Annotated in this window: 14 protein-coding genes and 1 riboswitch; of the genes, 8 read left to right on the forward strand and 6 right to left on the reverse strand. The window is 71.3% G+C overall.

Annotation, left to right across the window (positions count from 1 at the left end; genetic code table 11):
- Nucleotides 1-442: 442 nt before the first annotated feature.
- Nucleotides 443-718 carry a MoaD/ThiS family protein gene (locus ACFY5B_RS13415; protein WP_003991133.1) on the reverse strand — a complete coding sequence of 92 codons (276 nt, stop codon included), beginning with the start codon at nucleotides 716-718 and terminating at the stop codon, nucleotides 443-445.
- Between the two features lie 85 nt (nucleotides 719-803).
- Entirely contained in the window at nucleotides 804-2,090 is a 1,287-nt protein-coding gene (gene thrC, locus ACFY5B_RS13420; RefSeq protein ID WP_389968459.1) for a threonine synthase, read from the reverse strand.
- A gap of 18 nt (nucleotides 2,091-2,108) precedes the next feature.
- Nucleotides 2,109-2,265, reverse strand: a riboswitch (SAM riboswitch).
- A gap of 180 nt (nucleotides 2,266-2,445) precedes the next feature.
- Here thrC and ACFY5B_RS13425 point away from each other — a divergent pair.
- From ACFY5B_RS13425 to otsB, 3 genes are all read left to right on the forward strand, one after another.
- On the forward strand, nucleotides 2,446-3,390 hold the full coding sequence (locus ACFY5B_RS13425; protein WP_389968461.1) for a glucosyl-3-phosphoglycerate synthase: 945 nt from the start codon (nucleotides 2,446-2,448) through the stop codon (nucleotides 3,388-3,390).
- 73 nt (nucleotides 3,391-3,463) lie between these two features.
- Nucleotides 3,464-4,852: a trehalose-6-phosphate synthase gene (locus ACFY5B_RS13430; RefSeq protein WP_389968463.1), complete on the forward strand. Its 1,389-nt coding sequence runs from the start codon at nucleotides 3,464-3,466 to the stop codon at nucleotides 4,850-4,852.
- A gap of 7 nt (nucleotides 4,853-4,859) precedes the next feature.
- On the forward strand, nucleotides 4,860-5,798 hold the full coding sequence (gene otsB / locus ACFY5B_RS13435; RefSeq protein ID WP_389968465.1) for a trehalose-phosphatase: 939 nt from the start codon (nucleotides 4,860-4,862) through the stop codon (nucleotides 5,796-5,798).
- 86 nt (nucleotides 5,799-5,884) lie between these two features.
- On the opposite strand, the gene ACFY5B_RS13440 is transcribed toward otsB, so the two are convergent.
- Complete coding sequence (locus tag ACFY5B_RS13440; RefSeq protein WP_389968467.1) at nucleotides 5,885-6,130, reverse strand: DUF3263 domain-containing protein; 246 nt, start codon at nucleotides 6,128-6,130, stop codon at nucleotides 5,885-5,887.
- A 35-nt stretch (nucleotides 6,131-6,165) separates the two neighbouring features.
- Nucleotides 6,166-7,419: an ABC transporter substrate-binding protein gene (locus ACFY5B_RS13445; protein ID WP_389968469.1), complete on the reverse strand. Its 1,254-nt coding sequence runs from the start codon at nucleotides 7,417-7,419 to the stop codon at nucleotides 6,166-6,168.
- Between the two features lie 152 nt (nucleotides 7,420-7,571).
- Between ACFY5B_RS13445 and ACFY5B_RS13450 the strand changes: the two genes are divergently transcribed.
- The 3 genes from ACFY5B_RS13450 (at nucleotide 7,572) to ACFY5B_RS13460 (ending at nucleotide 10,774) form a co-directional block, all read left to right on the forward strand.
- Nucleotides 7,572-8,513 carry an ROK family protein gene (locus tag ACFY5B_RS13450; protein ID WP_389968471.1) on the forward strand — a complete coding sequence of 314 codons (942 nt, stop codon included), beginning with the start codon at nucleotides 7,572-7,574 and terminating at the stop codon, nucleotides 8,511-8,513.
- Entirely contained in the window at nucleotides 8,513-9,724 is a 1,212-nt protein-coding gene (nagA, locus tag ACFY5B_RS13455; RefSeq protein WP_389968473.1) for an N-acetylglucosamine-6-phosphate deacetylase, read from the forward strand. Before ACFY5B_RS13450 ends, nagA begins: the two co-directional genes overlap by 1 nt.
- A gap of 120 nt (nucleotides 9,725-9,844) precedes the next feature.
- Complete coding sequence (locus ACFY5B_RS13460) at nucleotides 9,845-10,774, forward strand: 1-phosphofructokinase family hexose kinase (protein ID WP_389968475.1); 930 nt, start codon at nucleotides 9,845-9,847, stop codon at nucleotides 10,772-10,774.
- Between the two features lie 46 nt (nucleotides 10,775-10,820).
- Here ACFY5B_RS13460 and ACFY5B_RS13465 read toward each other — a convergent pair whose 3' ends face one another.
- Together ACFY5B_RS13465 and cdgB are read right to left on the reverse strand one after the other, a co-directional pair.
- Nucleotides 10,821-11,777, reverse strand: a complete 957-nt coding sequence (locus ACFY5B_RS13465; protein ID WP_389968477.1) for a carbohydrate-binding protein — start codon at nucleotides 11,775-11,777, stop codon at nucleotides 10,821-10,823.
- Nucleotides 11,778-11,894: 117 nt separating this feature from the next.
- Nucleotides 11,895-13,553 carry a diguanylate cyclase CdgB gene (gene cdgB / locus ACFY5B_RS13470; RefSeq protein WP_389968479.1) on the reverse strand — a complete coding sequence of 553 codons (1,659 nt, stop codon included), beginning with the start codon at nucleotides 13,551-13,553 and terminating at the stop codon, nucleotides 11,895-11,897.
- A gap of 337 nt (nucleotides 13,554-13,890) precedes the next feature.
- Between cdgB and ACFY5B_RS13475 the strand changes: the two genes are divergently transcribed.
- The gene (locus ACFY5B_RS13475; RefSeq protein WP_389968481.1) at nucleotides 13,891-14,475 is read left to right on the forward strand and encodes a flavin reductase family protein; all 585 of its coding nucleotides are present in this window, start codon (nucleotides 13,891-13,893) and stop codon (nucleotides 14,473-14,475) included.
- A gap of 69 nt (nucleotides 14,476-14,544) precedes the next feature.
- On the forward strand, nucleotides 14,545-15,018 hold the full coding sequence (locus tag ACFY5B_RS13480) for a GNAT family N-acetyltransferase (RefSeq protein WP_389968483.1): 474 nt from the start codon (nucleotides 14,545-14,547) through the stop codon (nucleotides 15,016-15,018).
- The last annotated feature ends 251 nt before the right edge of the window (nucleotides 15,019-15,269 follow it).

Genomic DNA, 15,269 nt, shown 5'->3' on the forward strand with positions numbered 1-15,269 from the left:
AACTCCCCTATTACTGGCCCTTGCACAGATCCACACTTCGCGGACCCGGGTCAGACCTCACCCCCCACGGTTGGGGGCGTGCGCCGGAACGCGTCGACCGCGGCTGAATGTATCTGTCCAACTGCCGTCTGCAACAGGTCAATCGGACGAGAATTCTGGACGCGCAGGGTCCGGAATGTGGGGAGAATTCGCCCGAATTCAGGGCAAGTCGGGCCACACAAAGGGAACAAAAGCCGCAAAAGACATACACACTTTGGCTACATCTTGTCGGGCTCGTAGCGGGAATTCAGGGTTCCGATCAGAGGATCGAGACCGCGTTCCCCAACTGTACCCCGCTCAACCACACAGAATTGCCCCCTCCGCTTCTCTTACGGAGGGGGCAATTCGATAAACTCTCAGTGACCGTCGTTACCGAAGGTAACAATCAAGCCGGTCGACCGGTTCAGCCGCCGGCGACGGCGGGAATGATCGACACACCGGCACCGTCCGGCGTCGCCGTCTCAAGACCCTGCTCGAACCGCACGTCGTCGTCGTTGACGTAGACGTTGACGAACCGCCGCAGCTTGCCCTGGTCGTCCAGCACCCGGGCGGCGATCCCGGTGTGGTTCTTCTCCAGGTCGGCGATGACCTCACCGAGGTTCGCGCCCTCGGCGGCGACCTCGGCCTGCCCGCCGGTGTAGGTACGCAGGATGGTGGGGATCCGAACGGTGACGCTCATGACTTCAAAACCTCCGGTTGGGCGAGATACCTAGGGGCGCGGGGAACTGCGCGACCAGCCCCCACCGGCCCGCAGCGGAAAACGATCAGACCAGCCCAGCCTCACGGAACGAGTCCAGGTTGGGCCGGATGGTCGCGGTGAGCCCGGTCCCGGCCACCGCGTCCAGCGTCTTCAGCCCATCACCCGTGTTCAGAACGACGATCGACTTCGACGGGTCGAGCAGCCCGTTCTCCAGCAGCTTCTTCGTCACCCCCACCGTCACCCCACCGGCGGTCTCCGCGAACACACCCTCGGTCCGCGCGAGCAGCTTGATCGCCTCGACGACCTGCTCGTCCGTCACGTCCTCCACCGCACCACCGGTCCGCCGCGCGATGTCCAGCACGTACGGCCCGTCCGCCGGGTTGCCGATCGCCAGGGACTTGGCGATCGTGTCCGGCTTCTGCGGCCGCACCACGTCGTGCCCGGCCTTGAACGCCGTCGACACCGGCGAGCAGCCGAGCGCCTGCGCACCGAAGATCTTGTACGGCTTGTCCTCGACCAGACCGAGCTTGATCAGCTCCTGCAGACCCTTGTCGATCTTCGTGAGCTGCGAGCCGGAGGCGATCGGCACCACGAGCTGGTCCGGCAGCTGCCAGCCGAGCTGCTCACAGATCTCGTACGCCAGGGTCTTGGAACCCTCCGCGTAGTACGGCCGCAGGTTGACGTTGACGAAGCCCCAGCCCTCACCGGCCGGGTCGCCGATCAGCTCGGAGCAGAAGCGGTTCACGTCGTCGTAGTTGCCCTCGATGCCGACGAGCTCGCCGCCGTAGATCGCGGCCATGACGACCTTGCCCTGCTCCAGGTCGTGCGGGATGAACACGCAGGAGCGGAAGCCCGCGCGGGCCGCGGCGGCACCCACGGCGCCGGCGAGGTTGCCGGTGGAGGAGCAGGAGAGCGTGGTGAAGCCGAAGGCGCGGGCCGCCTCAAGGGCCTGGGCGACGACGCGGTCCTTGAAGGAGTGCGTCGGGTTGCCGGAGTCGTCCTTCACGAACAGCTTGCCGGCGTCGACACCCAGCTCGCGCGCGAGGTTGTCGGCCTTGACCAGCGCGGTCCAGCCCGGGTTGATGTTCGGCTTGTCCGCCACGTCGGCCGGGACGGGCAGCAGCGGGGCGTAGCGCCAGATGTTCGCGGGGCCCGCTTCGATGCGCTTGCGGAGCTCTTCGGTGCCGTAGGCCGAGAAGTCGTAGGCGATCTCCAGCGGGCCGAAACACTCCTCGCACGCGAAGACCGGTCCGAGGGGTACGCGGTGACCGCACTCGCGGCAGCTCAGCGCGGCGGCGGGGCCGAGGTCTACGGTGGATTCAGTGGTGCTTGCAACAGTCTGCGCAGCCATGTGAGGCGAGGCCCTTTCTCCTCATCTTCCTCACGACGCATCTCGCCGTGAGACGGATTTGGCACCTTCCCGAGCCGGGAGCCTCGCGCGTGTGGTCGCCAGTGACCTACGAGAACCGACTGGAGGGTTGCCGGGGCTTCATCGGGCCGTTTCCCTCTGCCCCTCTGGATGAGCTGTATGTGGTTGTAGGCGGCGGGTGACCCCGGACATGCGATGGTCATCCGCGTTGTCCAAGACTGTAACCGACGACCAGGACAGTTGAGATAGTCGTCCGAACCGCGAGATGACTGTACCCATCAGCCGCTACCGCGGCGGGCAGTCCGTCCCGCCGAGAGTACGCAGAGGAGCCGCCACGGTGCTGGAAGAAGTCGAGCGCTGGCTGAGCACTCGTTCCTGGTCCGCGAACGATCGCCCGCTCCACCAGATTCTCGCCGCCAAGCAGCGCACGGGCCAGACGGTCAGTGTCGTGCTGCCCGCGCTGAACGAGGAGGCGACGGTCGGCGACATCGCCGCCGTCATCCGCCACGACCTGATGCGGCAGGTCCCGCTCGTCGACGAGCTGGTCGTCGTCGACTCGGGATCGACCGACCGTACGTCCGAGGTGGCCGCCGCCGCGGGCGCGCGGGTGGTGCACCGGGACGAGATCCTCCCGCGCCTGCCCGCCGTGCCCGGCAAGGGCGAGGTGCTGTGGCGCTCGCTGCTCGTCACCAGCGGGGACATCGTCTGCTTCGTCGACGCGGACCTGAGGGACTTCTCGTCCGACTTCGTCTCGGGGATCGTGGGCCCGCTGCTCACGGACCCGGACGTCAACCTGGTGAAGGCCATGTACGACCGCCCCCTCGCCGGCGCTGCCGGACAGGGCGGCCGGGTCACCGAGCTGATGGCGCGCCCGCTGCTCAACATGCACTGGCCGCAGCTGGCCGGGTTCGTGCAGCCGCTCGGCGGCGAGTACGCGGCCCGCCGCTCGCTGCTGGAGCAGCTGCCGTTCCCGGTCGGGTACGGCGTGGAGCTGGGCATGCTCGTGGACGCCCTGCACCTGGTGGGCCTGGACGCCCTCGCCCAGGTGGACGTGGGGGTGCGCAAGCACCGGCACCAGGACGGGCAGGCGCTGGGCCGGATGGCCGCCGCGATCTACCGCACGGCCCAGCTGCGGCTGGCCCGCGGGCATCTGATCCGGCCGTCCCTGACCCAGTTCGAGCGGGGCGCGGACGGCTTCGAGCCGCGGACGTACTCCGTGGACACCGAGGAGCGTCCGCCGATGGTGGAGATCGCCGAGTACCAGGCGCGGAAGGCGGCCTGACCGGGGCCGTTTTCGGCCGGGCGCGGCAGATCCGCACGTTTGAGCGTTTGGGGGCCGGGCTAGGTTGAGGCTTATGGCTTCGACGTACGGTGCTGCACAGGTGCTGGTGGCCTCCAACCGTGGCCCGGTCTCGTACACGGTGGGAGAGGACGGTTCGCTGGACGCCAAGCGGGGCGGCGGCGGGCTGGTCTCCGGGCTTTCGGCGATCGGCTCGGACGCGGACGCGCTGTGGGTGTGCTCGGCGCTCTCCGACGGCGACCGGGAGGCGGTGAGGCGCGGCGTCGGCGAGGACGGCGTGCGGATGCTGGACATCCCGGCCGACGTGCACGCCGACGCGTACAACGGCATCGCCAACTCGGTCCTGTGGTTCGTGCACCACATGCTTTACCAGACGCCCCTGGAGCCCGTCTTCGACGCGGAGTTCCGGCGGCAGTGGGCGTCCTACGAGGCGTACAACCGGGCGTTCGCCGAGGCGCTGGCCGAGGAGGCCGGGCAGGGTGCGGCGGTCGTGGTGCAGGACTACCACCTGACGCTGGTGCCTGGCATGCTCCGCGAGCTGCGGCCCGACCTGCGCATCGGGCACTTCTCGCACACGCCGTGGGCGCCTCCCGAGTACTTCCGGATGCTGCCGGACGACGTGGCCGGGCAGGTGCTGCGCGGCATGCTCGGCGCGGACCGGCTGGGCTTCCTCACCGAGCGCTGGGCGGAGGCGTTCACCGCGTGCGCCGAGCGGTTCGCGGGCGGGCTGGGCGGCACCCGGGTCGGGGTGCACGGCCTCGGCGCCGACGCGGACTTCCTGCGCAAGCGTGCCCACGAGCCGGACGTCGAGGAGCGGATGGCCGCGCTGCGCGAGGAGATCGGCGAGGGCCGCCGCACCATCGTCCGGGTGGACCGCACCGAGCTGTCCAAGAACATCGTGCGCGGCCTCCTGGCCTACCGGCGGTTGCTGGAGGCGCACGCCGAGTGGCGCGAGCGGGTGGTGCACGTCGCCTTCGCCTACCCCTCCCGGCAGGACCTCGCGGTGTACCGGGACTACACGGCCGAGGTGCAGCGGCTCGCGGACGAGATCAACACCGAGTACGGCACGCCGGGCTGGAAGCCGGTCGTGCTGCACGTCAAGGACGACTTCGCCCGCTCCCTGGCCGCCTACCGGCTGGCCGACGTGGCCCTCGTCAACCCCATCCGCGACGGCATGAACCTCGTCGCCAAGGAGGTTCCCGTCGTCTCCGACGCGGGCTGCGCGCTGGTGCTGTCCCGGGAGGCCGGGGCGCACGAGGAGCTGGGCGAGGACGCGATCACGGTGAACCCCTACGACGTCACGGGCACGGCCGCGGCCCTGCACGAGGCGCTGTCGATGCGTCCCGAGGAACGCGCCGAGCGCACCAAGCGCCTGGCCGCCGCGGCGACGGCCCTGCCACCGGCCCGGTGGTTCCTGGACCAGCTCGACGCGCTGAGGGGCTGAGGACCGGATGAGCAGCCAGAGGGGCGCGTCGGGCCGGGGCCCGGCGAACGACTCACCGGCCGCGCGGCGCGGGCAGGGCGGCCTGCCCGGGGCCGACACGGCGGCGGCACCGGACACTCCCGACGCGGGCGCCCTCCCCGCCCCCGCCACTCCTGCCGGGCAGGACGGGCTCGCCGCCCTGTTCGCCGACCCCGGCAAGGCCCTGATCGCCCTGGACTTCGACGGGACGCTCGCGCCGATCGTCGCCGACCCCGAGCTGGCCCGGGCCCATCCGGAGGCACTGGGCGCGCTGGTGGCGCTCGCCCCGAAGGTCGCCGCCATCGCGGTGATCACCGGCCGGCCCGCCGAGGTCGCCGTGCGCAACGGCGGCTTCGCGAACGTCCCGGGTCTTGAACACCTCGTCGTCCTCGGGCACTACGGCGCCGAGCGGTGGGACGCCCGCAGCGGCGAGGTCACCGCGCCCGACCCGCACCCCGGCGTCGACGCCGTCCGCGCCGAGCTGCCCGGGCTGCTCGAAGGGAGCGGGACCTGGGTGGAGGACAAGGGCCGGGCGGTGGCCGTGCACACCCGCCGGGCCGCCGACCCGCAGGCCGCCTTCGAGGCCCTGCGCGAGCCGCTCACCCACCTGGCGACCCGGCACGGCCTGATCGTCGAGCCCGGCCGCATGGTCCTCGAACTGCGCCCGCCCGGCATGGACAAGGGCGTCGCCCTGAGCGAATACGCCCGGGAGATCGGCGCCGGCTCGGTCCTCTACGGCGGCGACGACCTGGGCGACCTCCCCGCCTACTCCGCCGTCGACGCCCTCCGCACGACCGGCACCCCGGGCCTGCTGGTGTGCAGCGGCAGCGACGAGGTGACGGAGCTCAGGGACCGGGCGGATGTGGTGGTGGACGGCCCGGAGGGCGTCGTGGAGCTGCTGAGGGCCCTGGCGGACCACATCGGCTGAAGGGCAGGTACCTCCGAGGGGCGCGGGGAACTGCGCGAACAACCACAACGGACCCGCAGTCCGCCACGGCCGGACGCCCCCCTTCCTCAGCGCTCCGCGCGCCGCCTCTCCCTTATCCGCCGCAGCCGATTGACCGTCACCGGATCATGGGCCAGGGCCCTGGGATCGTCCAGCAGGGCATTGAGCAGCTGGTAGTACCGCACGGGCGCGAGCCCCAGCTCCTCCCGTATGGCCCGTTCCTTCACCCCGGGCCCGGAGAAGCCCCGGCGTTCGAGCGCCAGAATGTCCCGCTCCCGGCGCCCGAGCCCCTGCTCACCCGTGTCCTCGTCCATGCCCGGCACCGTAACGCCTGCCACCGACAGCGGAGCTACTCCGCGCTCTCCGCCCGGGTCGCCGCCGCCTGCAGGGTGCCGAGGACGCCCGAAGGGCTGCCACCGGGCGCGACGGCCTTGCCGATCCGCCCCTTGACCTGGGAAGCGACGTCGGCCCAGGAGGTCTTGCCGACCGGGTAGAGCTCGGAGGACAACAGCTCCTCCAGGAACGGCTTGAGGTGCCGGTCCTCCTCGGACGCGGCCATGGTGCCGGACGCGGAGGAGGTGACCGGCAGCAGGTCGTACTCGCGGGAGAAGGCCAGCACGTTCTTCTCGCTGTAGACGGAGTCGAGGAAGTCGCCCACCTGGTCGCGGTGGCCGTTCTTGCGGAACGCCGTCATCCAGTCGGAGACACCGAGCGTGGACCTGCTCGGGCCCTCGCGGCCCGGCGTGGGCACCATCCCGTACTTGACGCCGCCCTTGGCGGCGATCTTCATCAGCGACGGGTGGCCGTCGAGCATGCCGACCTCGCCCTTGGCGAAGGCGGCGAACGCTGCGGCCCGGTTGAGCTCGCCCGGCGCGACCGGCCCCGTCAGGTCCTTGCCGACCAGGTCCTCCTTCAGCCACGAGAAGGTGTCGATGTTCTCCGGGGAGTCGATGGCGTAGCTGTCGACGCTGTCGGTGTAGCCGCCCCCGCCGCTGAGCATCCACTGCATGGTCTCGGCCTGCGCCTCCTCCGGGCCGAGGGGCAGCGCGTACGGGTACTTCACCCCCTCCGCCTTGAGCGCCTCGGCGTCCTCGGCCAGGTCGTTCCAGGACTCGGGAGGGGTGATGCCGGCCTTGGCGAAGAGGGTCTTGTTGTAGAAGAGCACGCGTGTGGAGGCGGCGAACGGCATCCCGTACTGCACGCCCTTCACCTGGCCCGCGGAGGCCAGCTGCCCGACGAAGTCGGCCTGCACGGGTATGGAGAGCAGGTCGTCGGCCTTGTAGAGCTGGTTCTTGGCCGCGTAGTCGGCGTACGCGCCGATCTGCGCCATGTCCGGCGGGTCACCGGCGGCGACCATCTCCCGGACCTTGCGGTCGACGTCGTTCCAGGAGTAGACGCTGACGTCGATCTCGACGTCGGGGTGGTCGGCCTCGTACTCCTCGGCGAGCCTGTCCCAGTACTTCTTCGAGCTGTTGGCCGCGTTGTCGCCGTAGTCGGCGGCGACCAGTTTCAACGTCACGTCGGCCGAGCCGCCCGTGAGGCCGCAGCCGCCGAGGACCGCCGTCATGCCCAGTGCGGACACCACCGCGATCGTTCCTGCCATCCGCCGCTGCACTGCTGTTCTTCCCCAACCCCGGCGTCTCCGCCGCACCAACCCCGGCGTCTCCGCCGCCGAAAGATTTCGATATCCGGAACAAGGTCTACACCACGTGAGTGGACTAGACCTCTTGCGGGTCCCCGGGTCACACTGTCCCCGTGAGACATGTCATCGCCCTCGACGTGGGCGGCACCGGAATGAAGGCCGCTCTGGCCGGGCCGGGGGGCGAGGTGCTGCACCGGGCCCGCCGGGCCACCGGACGCGCCCAGGGGCCGGACGCCGTCGTCGCGGGCATCCTCGACTTCGCCTCCGAGCTGCGCGCGTACGGCACCGAGCACTTCGGCACGCACGCGTCCGCCGCCGGTGTGGCCGTCCCCGGCATCGTCGACGAGGCCCGGGGCGTCGCCGTCTACGCGGCCAACCTCGGCTGGCGCGACGTCCCCCTGCGCGACCTGCTGGCGCAGCGGCTCGGCGTCCCGGTCACCCTCGGCCACGACGTGCGCACCGGCGGCCTCGCCGAGGGGCGGGTCGGCGCGGGCCGGGGCGCGGACCGGTTCCTGTTCGTGGCACTGGGCACCGGCATCGCGGGCGCCATCGGCGTCGAGGGCCGGGTCGAGGCGGGCGCGCACGGCTTCGCGGGCGAGATCGGCCACATCGTCGTACGCCCCGGCGGGGCGCCCTGCCCGTGCGGACAGCGCGGCTGTCTGGAACGCTTCGCCTCGGCGGCGGCCGTGAGCGAGGCCTGGGCCGCGGCCTCCGGCGACCCGGGCGCGGACGCGGCGGACTGCGCGAAGGCGGTGGACTCCGGCGACCCGAGGGCCGAGGCGGTCTGGCGGCAGGCGGTCGACGCCCTGGCCGACGGCCTGGTCACGGCCCTGACATTGCTGGACCCCCGCACTTTGATCATCGGCGGCGGCCTGGCGGAGGCGGGGGAAACCCTGTTCACGCCGCTCAGGGAAGCGATCCGCGGCCGCATCACCTTCCAGAAACAGCCGACACTCGTCCCGGCGGCGCTGGGGGACAGCGCCGGTTGCCTGGGGGCGGGCCTGCTGGCCTGGGACCTTCTGGCATCGACCGACCGCATGGAGGTAACGCCCTGATGACCGACGCCCCAGGGGCGCGGGGAACTGCGCGAACAACCACGACGCACCCGCACCCCGCCACGGCCGGACACCCCACGGTCCTCACCGGCGCAACCGTCGTACTCCCCACAGGAACCGTCGAAAACGGCCAGGTAGCCATCTACGGCACCCACCTCACCGCCACCGCCCCCGAAAACGCCCACGTCATCGACGTAACCGGCCACTACGTCATCCCCGGCTTCGTCGACCTGCACAACCACGGCGGCGGCGGAGCCTCCTTCACCTCCGGCTCCGTCGACGACATCCTCAAGGGCATCCACACCCACCGGCTGCACGGCACGACCACCCTGGTCGCCTCCACCGTCACCGGCGACATGGACTTCCTCACCCGCCGCGCCGGCCTGCTGAGCGAACTCGCCGAGCAGGGCGAGATCGCCGGTGTCCACTTCGAGGGCCCGTTCATCTCCCCCTGCCGCAAGGGCGCCCACTCCGAGGCCCTTCTGCGCGACCCCCACCCCGCGGACGTCCGCACCTTGATCGACGCGGCCCGGGGCCAGGCCAGGATGCTCACCCTGGCCACCGAACTCCCCGGCGGCCTGGACTCCGTACGCCTGCTCGCCGACCACGGCGTGATCGCGGCGATCGGCCACACGGACGCCACGTACGAGCAGACGGTGGAGGCCATCGACGCGGGCGCCACCGTCGCCACCCACCTCTTCAACGCGATGCCGCCGCTCGGCCACCGCTCCCCCGGCCCGATCACCGCGCTCCTGGAGGACGACCGCGTCACGGTCGAGCTGATCAACGACGGCACGCACCTGCACCCCGCCGCGCTGCGACTGGCGTTCCACCACGCGGGAGCGGACCGGGTCGCGTTCATCACGGACGCGATGGACGCGGCCGGTTTCGGCGACGGACGCTACTGGCTGGGCCCGCTGGAGGTGGAGGTCGCGGACGGCGTGGCCCGGCTGGTGGAGGACGGCACGATCGCCGGCTCGACCCTCACCCTGGACCGCGCGTTCAAGCGGGCGGTCACGGTCGACGGCCTCTCCGTCGAGGACGCGGTGACGGCCCTGTCCGCCACCCCGGCCCGTCTGCTCGGCATGGCCGACACGATCGGCTCACTGGAGCCAGGAAAACACGCCGACCTGCTGATCCTGGACTCCGCCTACGAGTTGAAGGGCGTGATGCGCCGGGGCGAATGGGTGGTCGGTCCCCAACTGGACTGATCCGTCCCGCAGTCGGGAGACGGTGGCCGACTCCAGGACTGGGCCGACCGCCGTCTCTTTGGCATGATCGGGCTACCTGCACGTTCACGTCGGCACGCACATCGGGGGAGGTCGGCCCGGGTGATCCTCACGGTCACACTGAACACCGCTCTCGACATCACCTACCGCGTGCGGTCCCTCCGGCCGCACGCCTCGCACCGCGTCTCCGAGGTGACGGAACGCCCCGGCGGCAAGGGCGTCAACGTGGCCCGGGTGCTCGCGGCGCTCGGGCACGAGGTGACGGTGACGGGATTCACGGGCGGGGCGACGGGCCGGGTCGTGCGGGAGGGACTCGCGGCGGTGCCGGGGGTGGTGGACGCGCTGGTCCCGGTGTCGGGCGCGACCCGCCGCACGGTCGCCGTGGTCGACGAACACACCGGTGACACGACGCAGCTGAACGAACCGGGACCGACGATCACGCCGTCCGAATGGTCGTCCTTCCAGGAGGCCTACGAGGACCTGCTCCCCGGGGTGTCGGCCGTGGCCCTGTGCGGCAGCCTGCCGCCGGGCGTCCCGGTGGGCGCGTACGCGGGCCTGGTCCGCACGGCCCGCTCCTTCTCGGTCCCGGTCCTGCTGGACACGAGCGGCGAGCCCCTGCGCCGGGGCGTCGCGGCCCGCCCGGACATCATCAAGCCGAACGCCGACGAACTGGCGGAACTCACGGGCTCACACGACCCCCTGCGAGCCACCCAGGACGCCCGCCGCCGGGGCGCGGGAGCGGTCGTCGCCTCCCTCGGCCCGGAAGGCCTCCTGGCAGTCGCCCGGGAAGGCCGCTGGCGAGCCCTCCCACCGGCCTCGCTACGAGGCAACCCGACAGGCGCGGGCGACGCGACGGTGGCAGGCCTGCTCTCGGCCTTGGCGGAACACCTCCCCTGGCCGACCCGCCTCGCCCGGGCGACGGCCCTGGCGGCGGCGACGGTGCGCGCACCGGTGGCCGGGGAGTTCGACCGGGGGGTCTACGAGGAGCTGCTGGGTCGGGTGACGGTTTCGGGGGAGGTCAGCGCGGCCTGAGGCCGGTTGGTTCACCGGCCCGGCCCTCTGCGAGACCGCTACCGCTCTACTGGCCCTGCTCCGGAGCGATCCAGAGCTTGTCCAGCACTGCGTCGCACTGGTTGCCCTCGTTGCATGCGATCTCGATGGTGTTGGTGCCCTTGGTCAGGTTGACGTTGGACCACGTCTCCTGCCAGCCCCGTTCCCAGTCGCCCTTGGGCTGCCCGCCGAAGTTCTTCATGTTGACGGGCCGGTCCTGGACATCGCCGTTGACCACCAGCGTGGCGTTGGCGTCCACGCCGGGAATGCCGTAGCGCACGTACAGCCGGTAGGTGTCGGCCTTCTCGATGCCGTTCACGGTCCAGGTGACCGTGGCTCCGACGTGGTTGAAGCCCGTCACATAGACTCCGCCGTCGGCCTTCGAGCCCTTGATGTCCGACGCGGTCGAAACTCCCGGCCCGAGCCGCAACGCCTTCGCGTCGGTCTTCGGGAGTTCCGCCTGCGACGCTGCACCGCCCTTGCTGGCCGACGGGCTCGGCTTCGCGTCCTGGGACTGGGTCGGCTTCGTGCCCACCTCGTCGGACGCGCCGTCCTTGTCCTTGTCGCCGCCCAGCATGGCCACACCGATGCCGATGACGACCGCGGCGACCACCGCGATCGCGCCGATCAGCAGACCCTTGTGGTTCGGCCCACGGCCACCCCGGCCGCCACCGCCACCGCCGCCCGGCACCTGCTGCTGGGCGGTGGTGGCACCGCCGGGCAGCGTCTCCGGCGCGGCGTAGTGCGCGTTCGGCTGGCTGTACGCGCCCTGCTGCTGCGGGACCTGGCCGTACGGCGCCGCCTGCGCGCTCTGCGACTGCTGGCCGTACTGGCGGGTGCCGACCGCCCTGACGCGGTTGACCGAATTCGGGTAGCCGTAGCCCCCGGACGGCGGCTGGGCTCCGTTGGCCTGCCCGTCGGCGTACAGATAGCCGAACGGGTCGTCGTCCTCGGGCGTGCTCGCGCCGTTGTTGCCGGGCGTCATCCCTTGGTCTCCTCAGTCAGGTGCGGTGCATGCGGTACACGGGTGAGTTAGCGAGCCTACCCGCTCCCAGAGACCCAAACGGGTGACTCAGACCGCATCAACTCGCTGACCAGGGATTCACCCGGCGCGTCTGTGTTGTTTGGGACGAGATCGTTTCTCGACGTACATCCGCTCGTCAGCGGATTTCAACACTTCGTCCGCCGTCATTCCACAGTGTGCCCATCCGATGCCGAAGCTGGCACCGACCCGGACGGCCCGCCCCTCGGCGCGGATGGGCTGGATGATCTCGTTGCGGAGGCGGACCGCGAGGTCCTGCGCGTCGGCGCGGCCGAGCCCGTCGGCCAGGATGACGAATTCGTCACCCCCGAGCCGGGCGACGGTGTCACCGTCGCGGACACCGTTGCTCAGTCGCCGGGCGACCTCGATGAGAACCGCGTCACCCGCGTTGTGCCCGAACCGGTCGTTGATCGACTTGAAGCCGTCGAGGTCGCAGAAGAGCACGGCGAGGCCCTTGGTGCCGTCGTCGTGGCTCCCCTCCGGGGCGACGGTGTGCACATGGTGGTCGTAGGCGTCGTACGGCTCGGCGCCCTGCCGGAAGTCGAAGCCGGGCCCGACCACGTCGAAGTCCGGATGGCCGTAGGCCGCGTCGACCGACTCCACGGCGGTGTGCGGGGACGACGCGCGTTGACAGAGCCGGGCGGACAGGCGCGAGCGCAGCTCCGCGGAGTTCGGCAGGCCGGTGAGCGAGTCGTGCGAGGCACGGTGGGCGAGCTGGAGCTCGCGGCGCTTGCGCTCCTCGATGTCCTCGACGTGGGTGAGGAGGAAGCGCGGGCCGTCGGCGGCGTCCGCGACGACGCTGTTGCGCAGCGACACCCACACGTACGTGCCGTCGCGGCGGCCCAGGCGCAGCTCCGCGCGTCCGCCCTCCGCCGAGGTGCGCAGCAGGGTGCCTATGTCCTCGGGGTGGACCAGGTCGGAGAAGGAGTAGCGGCGCATCGCGGAGGCGGGGCGGCCCAGCAGCCGGCACAGCGCGTCGTTGGTGCGCAAGATCCGTCCGTGCTGGTCGCCCCCCATCTCGGCGATGGCCATGCCGGACGGTGCGTACTCGAAGGCCTGCCGGAAGCTTTCCTCGCTCGCCCGCAGTGCCTGCTGCTCGCGCTCCAGGCGGACGAGCGCGCGCTGCATGTTGGCGCGCAGCCGGGCGTTGCTGATGGCGATGGCGGCCTGGAAGGCGTACATCTGGAGCGCCTCGCGGCCCCAGGCTCCGGGCCGGCGGCCGTTGCGCGGCCGGTCCACGGAGAGCACACCGATCAGTTCGCCGCACGTCCCGCTGCCCTTCGGGGCGGGCGCGTACATGGGGGCGAAGAGGCGGTCGGCCGGGTGCCACTCGTCCTCGAAGCGGGGGGCGGGGCCGTCGGTGTACCACTGCGGGACGTCGTCGTCGTCGAGGACCCAGCCCTCGGTGTGCGGTATGAACACCAGGTCGCCCCAGTGCTCGCCCATGCCGAGACGGCGCTCCCAGGACTCGCGCGAGCCGACACGGCCGGTGATGAGGGCCTCGGCGGCGGGGTTCCCGGCGAAGGCGGCGACGACGAGGTCGCCGTCCGGCCGTACGAGGTTCACGCACGCCAGCTCGTACCCGAGGGCCGCGACGACGCCCTCCGCGACGGTCTGCAGTGTGTCCGCCAGGCTGCGGGCCGTGTTCATGTCGGCCATGACCTGGTGCAGTTGTCGCAGGGACGCAAGGCGGACGTAGGGCTCCGACTCGGTCTCCATGCTCGCCCTCCCCCCGATTACTCGCAGCGATTCAAGGGTTCTCGTCGGCGTATCGCCCTGGCAGCTTCCCCGCCACTGAATCACAGCGCGCTGCTCACTCGGTACACAGGGTCAACAATTCCTGCCCCTTGTGACTCAAGTCACAGGCAAACCTGAACAATTGAGTGGAGTTTCTGCGTTTTCACGTCCGTCTACCGAACGCAAACTTTGTCAGGTTGCGCACAGGTATTTCCCCGGTACCCGTCACACGACCGCGGATGTCCGTCGGTGGTCCTAGGACCGTGATCGGGCGGGAGTCCGATGCGGGGCCCGCGGGACGGAGATTAGCGTTCCGGGTGTGCCGAACACTCCCGCCGCCACGTCCCCGGTCATTCCGTCGCCCGCCTCCGGGCATGCTGAGGGGGTGAGCAACGACGAGTTCCGCGCCGCCATGTCCCGGCTGGCCTCGGGCGTGGTCCTGGTGACCGCGCAGGAGCCCTCGCTCGACCCGGACGACCCCTCGGCGCCGGATGTCGAGGACGTGGGCATGACGGCCACGGCCTTCATGTCGGTGTCCCTGGACCCGCCCCTGGTGCTGGTGAGCCTGCGTGCGGGCTCCCGCATGGACGAGCTGCTGGAGGAACGGGACCTGTGGGCGGTCTCGGTCCTGTCCGAGAGCCAGCGGCACATCGCCGGACGCTTCGCGATGAAGGGCCGCGTCAGCGACCGGCTGCTGTTCGCCGACGTCCCGTACACGCGCGGCGAGTACACCGACGCCCCGCTGGTCGGCGGCGCCCTGGCCGTCCTGGAGTGCCGCACGGAGCAGCGCGTGCCGGCCGGTGACCACACGCTGGTGATCGGCCGTGTCCTGACCGCCCGGGTGCCGAGTGCGGACGGGGGCCCGCTGGCGTACTTCCGGGGAAGGTACCGGCAGTTGGGCTGAGCGAGCCCGGGCGGAACGCGCTGCGGAAACCATTGGCCGGGGGCCGAGACGCCCGCCTAGGGTGCGCGCATGTCGACACGCGGCCCGCGCCTCGAAGAGATCACCCCCACGAACCTCGACGCCGCCCTGGGCGTCCGCGTCCGCCCCGACCAGGAGCACGCGGTCGCCCCCGTCGTGAAGTCCCTCGCCGAGGCCTACGTCCATCCCGGCGTCGCCTGGCCCCGCCTGATCGTCGACGGCGACCGCCCGGTCGGCTTCCTCATGGCCTTCCTCGACATCGACTGGTACGAGGACGGCAGCGTCCGCCGCTCGGGCCTGTGGCGGCTGAACATCGCGGCCGGGGAGCAGGGACGGGGGTACGGCCGCTTCGCCGTCGAGTCCGTCGCGGCGGAACTGCGCCGACGCGGCACGAAGCAGCTCTACGTCACCTGGCACCCGGGACCCGACGGCCCCGGGAACTTCTATCTGGGGCTCGGATTCCGCCCGAACGGCGAGACCAGCGGTGACCAGACCGTGGGCGTCCTGGACCTGAACCTGCCCTAGGCGGTGTCCCCGAGGTCGTGGCCCCGCCCGTGCTGCGGGAGGGGCCGTGGGGGCAAAGTCCCGCCCGCCCCACGATCCGGGCGAACAGCGGGACTCCTCGGACACGGCCCAGGGGGTGCCCGCCGGCCCCAGTTCCGCGCGGAGCCGGGGTGCCCGCTAGGGCCTGTCGTTTGGATCATGCCGGCGTCGCGGGGCGTGGCACGCACATCTGCCGCGTTGTCGTCGGTTGTCAACTCCCCCACGCTCGGCTG

Source organism: Streptomyces sp. NPDC013187 (assembly GCF_042899705.1).
GTDB classification, from domain to species: domain Bacteria; phylum Actinomycetota; class Actinomycetes; order Streptomycetales; family Streptomycetaceae; genus Streptomyces; species Streptomyces hawaiiensis_A.